Source organism: Bradyrhizobium sp. Mp27, assembly GCF_029953005.1.
Classification (GTDB): domain Bacteria; phylum Pseudomonadota; class Alphaproteobacteria; order Rhizobiales; family Xanthobacteraceae; genus Bradyrhizobium; species Bradyrhizobium barranii.
In genome coordinates this window covers 1-10,756 of the sequence record NZ_JASAUS010000196.1, presented here as the reverse complement: position 1 = coordinate 10,756, position 10,756 = coordinate 1, and the positions used below count along the sequence as shown (strand labels likewise).

Annotated in this window: 14 protein-coding genes and 1 tRNA gene; 4 read left to right on the top strand and 11 right to left on the bottom strand. The window is 65.1% G+C overall.

Annotated elements, in window-relative coordinates; genetic code table 11:
• Nucleotides 1-91: 91 nt before the first annotated feature.
• From QJT78_RS44540 to QJT78_RS44530, 3 genes are all read right to left on the bottom strand, one after another.
• Nucleotides 92-361, bottom strand: coding sequence for a DUF6538 domain-containing protein (locus QJT78_RS44540; protein ID WP_281460636.1), 270 nt, complete (start codon nt 359-361; stop codon nt 92-94).
• Nucleotides 362-500: 139 nt separating this feature from the next.
• Nucleotides 501-585 (bottom strand) — tRNA-Leu (locus QJT78_RS44535).
• A gap of 199 nt (nt 586-784) precedes the next feature.
• A complete protein-coding gene (locus QJT78_RS44530; RefSeq protein ID WP_281460635.1) occupies nt 785-1,027 on the bottom strand; it encodes a FliM/FliN family flagellar motor switch protein in 243 nt (80 codons plus the stop codon).
• A gap of 82 nt (nt 1,028-1,109) precedes the next feature.
• Between QJT78_RS44530 and lipB the strand changes: the two genes are divergently transcribed.
• Nucleotides 1,110-1,847, top strand: coding sequence for a lipoyl(octanoyl) transferase LipB (lipB, locus tag QJT78_RS44525; RefSeq protein ID WP_028153226.1), 738 nt, complete (start codon nt 1,110-1,112; stop codon nt 1,845-1,847).
• Between the two features lie 201 nt (nt 1,848-2,048).
• Nucleotides 2,049-2,762: a DNA helicase gene (locus tag QJT78_RS44520; RefSeq protein ID WP_028153225.1), complete on the top strand. Its 714-nt coding sequence runs from the start codon at nt 2,049-2,051 to the stop codon at nt 2,760-2,762.
• 43 nt (nt 2,763-2,805) lie between these two features.
• Here QJT78_RS44520 and QJT78_RS44515 read toward each other — a convergent pair whose 3' ends face one another.
• Nucleotides 2,806-3,228, bottom strand: a complete 423-nt coding sequence (locus QJT78_RS44515; RefSeq protein WP_028153224.1) for a 4-oxalocrotonate tautomerase family protein — start codon at nt 3,226-3,228, stop codon at nt 2,806-2,808.
• A gap of 113 nt (nt 3,229-3,341) precedes the next feature.
• Here QJT78_RS44515 and QJT78_RS44510 point away from each other — a divergent pair, with 113 nt between their 5' ends.
• Entirely contained in the window at nt 3,342-4,196 is an 855-nt protein-coding gene (locus QJT78_RS44510; protein WP_028153223.1) for a LysR family transcriptional regulator, read from the top strand.
• A gap of 2 nt (nt 4,197-4,198) precedes the next feature.
• On the opposite strand, the gene QJT78_RS44505 is transcribed toward QJT78_RS44510, so the two are convergent.
• From QJT78_RS44505 to QJT78_RS44490, 4 genes are read right to left on the bottom strand one after another with little or no spacing between them, the layout of a single operon-like run.
• A complete protein-coding gene (locus tag QJT78_RS44505) occupies nt 4,199-4,594 on the bottom strand; it encodes a hypothetical protein (RefSeq protein WP_155258083.1) in 396 nt (131 codons plus the stop codon).
• A 27-nt stretch (nt 4,595-4,621) separates the two neighbouring features.
• Nucleotides 4,622-6,058: a TIGR01777 family oxidoreductase gene (locus tag QJT78_RS44500; protein WP_038945169.1), complete on the bottom strand. Its 1,437-nt coding sequence runs from the start codon at nt 6,056-6,058 to the stop codon at nt 4,622-4,624.
• Nucleotides 6,055-6,720: a DUF4166 domain-containing protein gene (locus QJT78_RS44495; protein WP_028153220.1), complete on the bottom strand. Its 666-nt coding sequence runs from the start codon at nt 6,718-6,720 to the stop codon at nt 6,055-6,057. The genes QJT78_RS44500 and QJT78_RS44495 overlap by 4 nt, the downstream gene beginning before the upstream one ends.
• A gap of 16 nt (nt 6,721-6,736) precedes the next feature.
• Complete coding sequence (locus tag QJT78_RS44490; protein WP_028153219.1) at nt 6,737-7,294, bottom strand: MarR family transcriptional regulator; 558 nt, start codon at nt 7,292-7,294, stop codon at nt 6,737-6,739.
• A 151-nt stretch (nt 7,295-7,445) separates the two neighbouring features.
• Here QJT78_RS44490 and QJT78_RS44485 point away from each other — a divergent pair, with 151 nt between their 5' ends.
• On the top strand, nt 7,446-8,966 hold the full coding sequence (locus tag QJT78_RS44485; RefSeq protein ID WP_028153218.1) for a PAS domain-containing sensor histidine kinase: 1,521 nt from the start codon (nt 7,446-7,448) through the stop codon (nt 8,964-8,966).
• 137 nt (nt 8,967-9,103) lie between these two features.
• On the opposite strand, the gene QJT78_RS44480 is transcribed toward QJT78_RS44485, so the two are convergent.
• The 3 genes from QJT78_RS44480 to QJT78_RS44470 form a co-directional block, all read right to left on the bottom strand.
• A complete protein-coding gene (locus QJT78_RS44480) occupies nt 9,104-9,403 on the bottom strand; it encodes an acylphosphatase (protein ID WP_014494616.1) in 300 nt (99 codons plus the stop codon).
• Nucleotides 9,400-10,266, bottom strand: a complete 867-nt coding sequence (locus QJT78_RS44475) for an isocitrate lyase/PEP mutase family protein (RefSeq protein ID WP_038945171.1) — start codon at nt 10,264-10,266, stop codon at nt 9,400-9,402. The genes QJT78_RS44480 and QJT78_RS44475 overlap by 4 nt, the downstream gene beginning before the upstream one ends.
• 157 nt (nt 10,267-10,423) lie before the next feature.
• Nucleotides 10,424-10,756 (bottom strand): DUF2118 domain-containing protein (locus tag QJT78_RS44470; protein ID WP_281460634.1); only part of this gene is annotated, 333 nt, incomplete at its 5' end.

Sequence of the window (10,756 nt, the reverse complement as noted above, 5' to 3'; positions counted from 1 at the left end):
GGCGGGCGTGGCGTTCGCGGTTGGAGGTGATGGGGTTGGCTTCGCAACCGAATCCTACGCCGCATCAGCGCTTTACCCCTGAGGCGCACTCTTACGAATAAGACGGGCTAGCGACCTTGTAGGCGGCCATCGCCGCGTCGGTCTTGCCGTCCGTGAGCATCGACGCCCAAAGGAGGTTGTCGGCTTCTTCGAGGATGTCCCGCTGCGCCCTGGCCTTCGCCAGATCGTCCGTCTTGAGCGACTGCCGGATCACCGGCGCGCGGTCTTCGAGATGGACGACGGTCTTCGGGACTCGCCGCCAGTAGTAGTAGACGCCTTCCCGCAAGAGCAGAAAGCGATCCTGATTTTCCTGCCTTACCAAGGTGCGCTCCCAGCCCGTGTATCACAGAACGTATCCCTGTTTGTATCACAGGAAACGCGGAAACAGAAAGAGCCGAAACCCCGCCGCGAGGATTTCGCTGCGATTTCAATCGGATAGCAATTTGGGAGGGGAAGGTGTTTGGTGCGCTCGGAGGGACTCGAACCCCCACGATTTTACTCACTGCCACCTCAAGGCAGCGCGTCTACCAATTCCGCCACGAGCGCTTTGGGGATGCCGGCTTAGGGCTTGAGGCCTGCCGGATCAACGGCGCCGATCTAACAAATCCATCAGAGGGGTACAAGCCTGCAAAGGCCCAGAATTCCACAAGCTTGGCAGGAAAAATCCGGACCCGTGCCCGGATCGGCCCTATCGAGTGCCCACCGCCCTACCGGATACCCGGGCCGCTACCGCGTGCCCAGGGCGCTACCGCGTCCCGGTCGTGCGCGGCAGCATCTGCTTGACCTCGACCGCCATCCGGTTGCGGTCGACCAGCACGACGCCGGAGGCGACCGGCAGATTGTTGGCGAGAACCTTGACCTCGTCGGCCTCGGTTGCGTCCAGTTCGATGATGGCGCCGCGGGAAAGACGTAATACTTGATGGATCGGCATGGTGGTCGTCCCGAGGACGACCATGAGATCCACGGTGACTTTATCGAGAGTGGGCACTGTCAGGACCGCCGCAACTTGGGACTTAAGCCAAAGGACTTGGCATTTGCTCCTGAGATGATCACCACGTTATGGTTAGCCAATGGTTAATTCGCCTCAAAACCCCCGCCAAGACCTCGATTTGACGTCGTTTTCTGCCTCCACCGGCGAGCCTGTGGCGTGGCGAATCTCGGACGCGCCGGTGCCCTATCCGGAGGCCGTGGCCGCCATGGAGGCGCGAGTCGCTCAGATCGCCGCCGGCGAGGCGCCCGAGCTGGTCTGGCTGCTCGAGCACCCCCCGCTCTACACCTCCGGCACCTCGGGCAAGGAAACCGACTTGCTTGATCCCCGCTTCCCGACCTTTGCCACCGGGCGCGGCGGGCAGCTGACCTATCACGGGCCCGGCCAGCGGGTGGTCTATGTCATGCTCGACCTCAAGCGGCGCCGGCCGGACGTCCGGGCCTATGTCGCGAGCCTGGAGGAATTGATCCTGCGGACGCTCGCCGCCTTCAACGTCCGCGGCGAGCGGCGCGAGGACCGGGTCGGCGTCTGGGTGAAGCGCCCCGACAAGGGGCCCGAGCACGAGGACAAGATCGCGGCGATCGGCGTGCGGCTGAAGCGCTGGGTCTCGTTCCACGGCATCGCCATCAATGTCGAGCCGGAGCTGTCCCATTTCGCCGGCATCGTGCCCTGCGGCGTCGCCGACCCCCGCTACGGCGTCACCTCGCTGGTCGATCTCGGCCAGCTCGTGTCCATGGCCGATGTCGACGTCGCGCTCCGGCAGGCGTTCGAGGAGCTGTTCGGGCCGACCCGCGCGCTGGTGGCGGAAGCGGCCGTCTAGCACTTTTTCTGTTTGAGCCCCACCGCGCCTGTTCTCGGCCGGTCGCGGAATCGGTTACGCTTGCTTCCGGCGCCGCCCACGCCTCCCCCCTCCGCCGGGAAAGCAGACATCATGCCGGGCGAATGATCATCGGACCGACTGTTCGAGCGCCAGGCATAAGGAGGGATTGCGCTTTCTGCTCGCAATGGGAGGTTTTTGACGATGAGACTCTCTGCGCCGATCTATCATCTGAAGCGACGAGCCAAGCGCCTGTCGCGCGAGGAGGGCATTCCGCTCCACGACGCGCTTGACCGCATCGCTGCGACGGAAGGCTTTTCCGCCTGGAGCATGCTCGCGGCAAAGGCCGCCGCACTGACGCCCGCCAATCGCCTGTTCCCGCAATTCCGGCCGGGTGATCTGGTGCTGGTGGGCGCGCGCCCCGGTCAGGGCAAGACCCTGATGAGCCTCGAACTCGCGGTGGAGGCCATGAAGTCGGGCCATCGCGCTGCGTTCTTCTCGCTCGAATACACCGAGAAAGACGTCTTCGACCGCCTTCGTGCGATTGGCGTGGACCCCGCGCAATTCGCTGACATGTTCGAGATCGACTGCTCCGACGCCATCAGCGCCGACTACGTCGTCAAGCAGATGGCCGCGGCGCCTCGTGGCACGGTCGTGGTGATCGACTATCTGCAACTGCTCGACCAGAGGCGGGAAAATCCTGATCTCGCTGTTCAGGTGCGCGCACTGAAATCCTTCGCGCGCGACGCGGGGCTGATCATCGTCTTCATCTCGCAGATCGATCGATCCTATGATCCGTCGGTCAAGCCGTGCCCGGACCTCGACGATATCAGGCTGCCGAACCCGCTGGACCTCAAGCTGTTCGACAAGACGTGCTTCATCAACAACGCCGAAGTCCAGTTCCGGGCGGCGAGCTGACGATCAGGCCGCGGGCGAGATTGCTCGCCCGCGGCTTGCGACCTCACGCCGCCTGCAACGCATCTTCGAGCTTGCCAGCAATGTAGCGCCGCTCCTGGGTCAGGCCGCCAAAGCCGTAGGCGTCGCCCTTGACCTCGTCGACATGCAGGTAGGTCTCATGATGCAGCGGGCCCAAAATCTCGGCCATGCGCTTGAACATCGCAGCGAGATAGGCCGCCTTCTCGTCCTTGGTGTTGGTGCCTTCGCTGACATGGATGTCGATCCAGTAGCTGGCCAGTTTCTGCTCGGCGAGCGACTTGCCGCCGGCGAACCAGTCGCCTGCGTCGACCGATTTCACGATGATGGCGGTCACCCTAGGATCCTTGTGCAGGATCTTTGCGGTGAGCTCGGACACGGCGTTGGCGATATCGGCCTTCAGCGACGGCGACTGGCGAGAGGTGGTGTAGGACACGGTGATCAGCGGCATGGTGGTTCTCCTCAAGATGCTGCGCGGAGTTTGCGCGGCGTTGGTGAGAAGCTAGACCTTGCTCCGTCATTTTGTTATCTTATCTCTGTTGATATCAGTGATAACCATTCATAATGACAGCCACACTCGACATCGCCACCATCAAGGCCTTCCTGCTGGTCGCCGACCTCCAGAGTTTTACGCGTGCCGCCGAAGCGCTCGGCACGACGCAGGCCGCCGTCAGCCTGAAGCTTCAGCGGCTGGAGGCATTGCTGGGTAAACGGCTCGTCGAGCGCTCGCCGCGGGCGGTCCGGCTCACCGCCGACGGCGCAGCGTTCCTCGATCGCGCCCGCGCGCTTATGGAGGCGCATGACCGTGCGCTGTCGGGCGAGGCCCCGGCCGCGCACTCGCTCTCGCTTGGTATCTCCGACCATGCCGCGGGCCCCGAGTTGGTGCCGCTGCTCGAACGCCTGCACGCGATGTCCTCAAGTCTCACCCTCGCCGTCACCATCGGCTTCTCGCGCGAGATGCAGGACGCTTACGACGCAGGTCAGCTCGATGCCGTGATCGTGCGCCAGGAAGGCAGTCGCCGCGGCGGCGAGAAGCTGACGGAGGACGAGTTCGGCTGGTTCGCCGCGCGACGCTTCACCCTGCCGAAGGGTGAGCCGCTGCCGCTAGCAACCCTCGCCCCGCCCTGCGGCGTCCGCGCCATCGCCGTGCGCGCGCTCGACAAGGCCGGCCTCGCCTGGCGCGAACGCTTTGTCGGCGGCGGCGTCACCGCGGTGGTCGCGGCAGCACTCGCCGGGCTCGCGACTGCGCCGCTCGCGCGCCGGATCGCGCCTCCCGGGCTGATCGACATCGGGCCTGCGCACAAGCTGCCGAAACTCGGCAGCTCGAAGGTGATGCTGCACTCGAAGGTCAGCGATCCCGCCAAGCTCGCGGCGCTGCGTGCGGTGGCGGCGACGTTCAAGAGCGTGGCAACGGCCTAGCATCACCATTGCGCGTCCCGCCCCGCGTGCCTGCCCGCGGCGCTCCAGTAGACGAGCCCCGCAAGGCATCCGGCCACAGCAAACGCGACGCTGAACGGGGGAACGATCCCGAAAATCAGCGCACGAACCAGCAAACCAATCGCGACACCCGCAGCAGTGTAAAACAGTACCGAGCGGATACGCAGCCATTCGCCGAACCAGATCACAAGACCGGCTGGAAGGCCCGTGAGAAGACACGTCACCATCAGGCTCGTCGGAACGAACAAGACTGCAAAGAGACAGAGCCCAGCGATTTGGTTAAAACTAATCGGAGGCCCCTTTGCTTGCATGAGAATCGTGAGGTCCAGGACAGCTGTTGCCGCCAAGCACCCACGAAACCAGCCGTCCAGCGCGCGCACACGTCTCTCCGGGGACATAATATCACCTCACAGGATCGCCTCAAACGCGCTACGCAGCGTCTCATGCCTGAACACAAAACCGCGGCTCAGCGCCTTGTTGGGCAGCACGCGCTGGCCGCCGAGCAGGAGTTCGTCGGCAAAGCCGCCGCCGATCCGGCGCAACAGGCCGCCGGGGATACGAAACACCGCGGGCCGGTGCAGACGGCGGCCGAGCTCCTCGGTGAATTTTGCGTTGGTGACCGGGATCGGCGCGGTGGCGTTGACGGGCCCAGTGAGATCGGGCGTCGCCATCACATAGGCAATCAGCCGGATCAGATCGTCGCGCTCGATCCAGGACATCCACTGCCGCCCGGTGCCGAGCGGACCGCCGAGGCCGAACTCGAACGGCGTCAGCATGCGCGTGATGAAGCCGCCTTCGGTGCCCAGCACGAGGCCGATGCGCAGACAGACCACGCGGACGCCAAGCTCTTCCGCCGGCCGCGCTGCCTTTTCCCAGGCCGCGCAGAGCTCGTGGCTGAAGCACGCATGCGACTTGGCCGACTCCGTCAGCACCTGGTCGGCCCACAGGCCGTACCAGCCGATCGCGGAGCCACTGACGAGCACCTCCGGCTTGCGGTCGAGCCGCGCGATCAGTTTGACGACCTCGCCGGTCATGTCGATGCGGGAGCCGAGAATTTTGGCCCGCTTCGCTTCTGTCCAAAGCCCATTGCCGATCGGCTCGCCGGCAAGATTGACGATGGCGTCGATTGGCGTGTCCGATGCGAGCTGTTCGAGGCTCGTGATCAGCGTCACCGGCGGCGGCAGCATCTCGGCCTTGGCGGGGTTGCGAATCAGGGCGATGACATGGTGCCCTGCCCCGCTGAGGCTCGCCGCCAGGCGACTGCCGATGAAGCCGGTGGCGCCGGTGATCAGCACGGTCTTGCGGCCGGGGACCTTCTCGACGAGCCCGTGCGCGGGCACGCTCTTCATGCGGCCGAGCCGGCGCATCGCCGCAAAGTCCCTGACGCCGCAGAGCGCAGCTCCCACCGCGCAGGCCGTCGCGGCGATGCTGAGCAAGCCCTGGTACACGACGCTCACGCCAAAGGGCTGCATAGCCCAATCGATCAGCACCGGCAGCAGCAGCACCAGGATGGCGCCGTAATTGATCGCGAGCAGCGTGTGATTGATCCGCTCGCTCGGCGGCAGCTTCCGGCTCAGATCCTCCTCGACGAAATCCATCAGCGTAATGACGATCTCGGCGACCAGAACTGCCACGATCAGCAGCGCCAGCACGCCATGGACTTCGAGCCAGCCGAGCACAAGGAACAGCAGCGCATAGAGCATGTTGCGGATACCGTGCAGCTTCAGCTCGAAACGCTGCGACGGGCGCCAGGCCAGGCGCTCGGTGAATTCGTGGTGATAGAAAGTGTCGAACACGCCCATCACGATCTGGATGGCGATGAGGATCCACAACAGCGGCGTCATGATACGGCCTCCCTGAAGACGGCGGACTGGTGGATCAGCGCGCCGTAACGCGGGTGAGTGACATCGAGGGTGAAACGGAAGGCGCCCTCGCCGAGATCGCTATGCGTCACCGTGAGATCGCCGGGCGTGAGCCATTGCGGCAGCGGGATCCACAAGCGTCCGAGCTGGAGCCCGTAACCGGCACTCCGGAAGGTCAGCGCCTGTCCCTCGACCGCGATGCGGAGCGCCATCGAGACGCCGAAGCCGACATATTCTTCGAGCCCGGTCGGACCGGCAAAACGCTTGGCGGAATGGATCACCTGCGGAAAACCGCGCTTGCGCGCGCAGATGCGGGTCCAGGTCTGGCCGCCGGTCGCGCCGTCCTCGGTGACCGTCACGATCATGGGGACACCGGTGTCGCGGCCGGTCGGCAGCGGACCGCCGATCAGGCGGGCGGCCTGCGCGAACCACCAGCCGATGTCGCTGAAGCTGATCTCGTCGACCACGCCGACATAGACGACGCTGTCGCCGTCAGCGACGCGTTTTGAAAAGCGCCGCCAGGTCGCGAGCGGCAGGCGGCCCCAGTCCTCATCCGACAGCAACGCGCGGAAGCGGCGGTCGTCGAGTAGTTTGAGGTGAGCTGAGGGAGATGCGCTGGAGCCTGATAATCGAGCCGACGTCATCGCACCCTCCTCAACGCTATTTGGCCTTGCCCAGCGGCAGCAGGTTGGCGATCTTCTCGCCAAGCCGCATCAGGGCGACCAGCCGCGGTCGCGGCACCTTCAGCATCTGCATGAACCAGTGGTCGGCGAGCTCGGTGAAGGCGAGCATCTCCTTCAGCCGTTTGGCTGCGACCGGATTGATGGTGGGATCGTCGGCGGCATCGGACACGCAGGCCCGGAGCGCCGTGATCGCCGGATCGAGCTCCCGCTCCTTGCGCCGCGCCGCGATTCTCGCGGCGACCTCCCAGATGTCGGTCTCGGCCTCGTAATGGTCGCGGCGGTCGCCGAGGATCGGCACCCGCCGGATCAGGTTCCAGGCGAGCAGCTCCTTCAGCGAGTTCGAGACGTTGGAGCGCGCCATGCCGAGCGTGTCGGCGATGTCCTCGGCTGTCATCGGCGCCTCGGCGAGATAGAGCAGCCCATGGATCTGGCTGACCGAGCGGTTGACGCCCCACCCGTCCCCCATGTCGCCCCAATGGAGGATGAAGCGCTCGACGGCGGCGGGCAGTTTCTTCTTTCCGGTTATTTCTGTCATGACAGAAATATCTGACGAGCGCGACTGATTGTCAAGGGTGCTCGGCGGCTTGCGTCCTGTATACCGTCCGTCGTATTTGCCTAAAAACGGCCCAGAGAACGGGAACCAAAGGCCCTTCCGGGCGTTTGCCCCGGTTCCAGGCGGGTTGAGAATGACGACAAAGTCCAGTCAACAGAGAGACTTGTTCGAAAGCGAGCGCAGTTTTCGGCTGTTGGTGGAAGGAGTCGCGGACTACGCGCTCTACATGCTCGATCCCACCGGGATCATCACGAGCTGGAACATCGGCGGCGAGCGGATCAAGGGCTATTCGCCCGAAGAGATCGTCGGCCAGCATTTCTCGCGCTTCTACACCGAGACCGACCGCGCCAACGGCAAGCCCGCGCGTGCCCTCGGCATCGCGCGGGACCAAGGCCGCTATGAGGAGGAAGGCTGGCGCGTCCGCAAGGATGGCACGTTCTTCTGGGCGAGCGTCATCATCGATCCGATCTACGAGCACGGCACCCTTGTCGGCTTTGCCAAGATCACCCGCGACATCACCGAGCGGCGCAATTCGCAGCTCAAGCTCGAAGCGATGCAGAGGCAGCTTGCCGAGTCGCAGAAGTTCGATGCGCTCGGGCAGCTCACCGGCGGCGTCGCGCACGACTTCAACAATCTCCTGATGATCATCAGCGGCAGCCTTCACATCCTCAAGAAGCGCGATGAGGACGAGGCCAAGATTCAGCGCGCGATGTCCGCGATCGAGACCGCAACCAAGCGCGGCGCCGCACTGACCAGCCAGCTCCTGACCTTCGCGCGGCGGCAGAGCGTCAATCCCCAGCCGATCCGCCTCGGCGACCGCATCGAGGCGATCCGCGAAGTGCTTCACGCCGGCGTCGGAAGCGCCGTTCGTCTCGCCTTCGACATCGACCGCGAGGTCTGGTCGGTCAAGGCTGATGTCTCCGAGCTCGAGACGGGGTTGCTCAATCTCGTCATCAACGCTCGTGATGCCATGCCCGACGGCGGCACGGTGACGGTCGGCGCACGCAACGTCGTCCTGGACGATCCGCTCCACCGCGGTGAGTACGTTGCCATCACCGTCGCCGACACCGGGCTTGGCATCCCCTCCGACGTCGTCGACAAGATCTTCGAGCCGTTCTTCACGACCAAACCCGTCGGGAAAGGCACCGGCCTCGGCCTGTCGCAGGTGCACGGCTTCGCGCATCAGGCGGGCGGCACGGTCAAGGTCGCAAGCGAGCTCGGCAAGGGCACGACCTTCACCATCCTGCTGCCGCGCGAAACCGCGACCGCACCGATCGATCTCCCTGAAGCGGTGCCGGTTCCCGGCAGCGGCACCGTGCTGCTCGTCGAGGACAATCCCGACGTCGCGATCGTCAGCATCGGCTTGCTGGAGCAGCTCGGCTATCGCGTGCACCGGGTTGCCGACGCCGAGTCCGCCTTGCGCGAGCTCGAGAAGAACGGCGTCGACTTCGTGTTCACAGACATCGTGATGCCCGGCAAGATGGACGGGCTCGGTCTCGCCCATCATCTGCGACAGATCCACCCTGGCCTGCCGATCCTGCTCGCCACCGGCTACAGCGAAGCCGCCGCCGATGTCCGCGGCGACTTTCCGATCCTGCGCAAGCCCTACGAGATTCACGAGCTGAGCGAGGCGATCTCGAAGCTGCCGCGGTGAGGCTCTGGTCTCTTCACCTCGCCCCGCCCTCACCGCGTCATGGCCGGGCTTGACCTGGCCATCCACGCCTAGCCACGTCGCACGAAGAACGTGGATGCCCGGGACAAGCCCGGGCATGACGACCTCACAGAACGCACCTACACCGTCGGCAACACCGAAAACGCTTCCCCTGCCCTCCGCAGGTTCAACTCATCCGCACCGGCCGTCTCGCTGGTGACGCTATCCACACGCGATGACGGCGGGCCATGGCGGCACAGCGCGACCATGTCGGCGACATGCTTCGGTGTACCTGCGAACAGCGCTTCCACGCTCCCGTCGCGGCGGTTGCGAACCCAGCCTTCGAGGCCACTCGTTGTCGCCTGGTACTCGACCCAAGCCCTGTAGCCGACGCCCTGCACGCGGCCGCGGATCATGACCTGGAGGATCGCCCGGCTCATTTTTTCAGCCCGAGAAAGCCGGCGCTGCGTGCCTTGACGTCGGCCTCGCGCACGACGCGGCTGGTCAAGTCCGGCGACGGAAGTCCTGTGAGGTTCTTAGGCGGCGTGCCCTCGCGCAATGCTTTCTGCGTTTCGTAGACGGCCTGCGTAGCAGCCGCGATCGGCGCGTGGCCCTGAAGCGCGATGCGCACGCGCTGGCTCGCGAGATAGTCGATCGCGTTCAACTCGTCCGGCGCGCCGCCGAGCACGATGGGAAGATGCGTTGCGGCTACGATGGCTTCGAGCTCAGCGCGCGACTTGACGCCGGTGAAGAACAGCGCGTCGACGCCGGTCGCTTCATAGGCCCTGGCGCGGCGGATCGCATCCTCGATCGAGGTGACCGAGGCAGCTCCAGTGCGGCCCATGATGACGAGCGAGGGATCGCCGCGGCCATCCAGCGCCGCCTTCATCTTGCCGACACCTTCTTCCAGCGAGATCAGCTGCGTCTTCGCCTCGCCAAAGGCGGCCGGCAACAGCGTGTCCTCGATGGTGAGGCCGGCGGCACCCGCGGTCTCCAGCTCCTGCACCGTGCGGCGCACGTTGAGCGCATTGCCATAGCCGTGATCGGCATCGACCAGCACCGGCAGCGTCGCCGCGCGCGACATCCGCCGCATCTGCTCGGCAAGCTCGGTGAGCGTGATCAGCGTGACATCGGGGTCGCCGAGCACCGCGAGCGAAGCCACCGAGCCACCGAACATGCCGAGTGGAAAGCCGAGATCCTCGGCGATGCGGATGGAGATCGCGTCATAGACCGAGCCGGGATGAACGCAGGCCGAGCCGGTCAGGATCGAGCGCAGTTTTTCGCGGCGGGAACGAAAGGCCATGGTGCCCTCTCAACTGTTGCGACGCAGCCGCAACATACTCCGTCATTGCGAGCGCAGCGAAGCAATCCGGAATCTTTCCGCAGAGGCAGTCTGGATTGCTTCGCTGCGCTCGCAATGACGGTGTTGGTGGGGCCAGTGGGGGCCCCACTCACTTGCTTTACGCAAACTCCAGAATCAGCGCGTCCACCGCGAGCGTCGCGCCCGCGCTGGCGTGGATCTTCTTCACCGTACCGTCCTGCTCGGCGCGGAGCACATTCTGCATCTTCATGGCTTCGATCACCGCGAGCGTCTCGCCGGCCTTGATCTCCTGCCCTTCGGTCACCGCGATCGAGACCACGAGGCCCGGCATCGGGCAGAGCAGCTTCTTGCCGGTGTCGGAGGCCGTCGTCACCGGCATCAGCCGCGCCGAGGTTGCTTCCGCCTCGGTCCAGACATAGACCGGCACCTCGACGCCCTGATGCGCAAGGCGGATGCCGTTGGCGATCGGGCG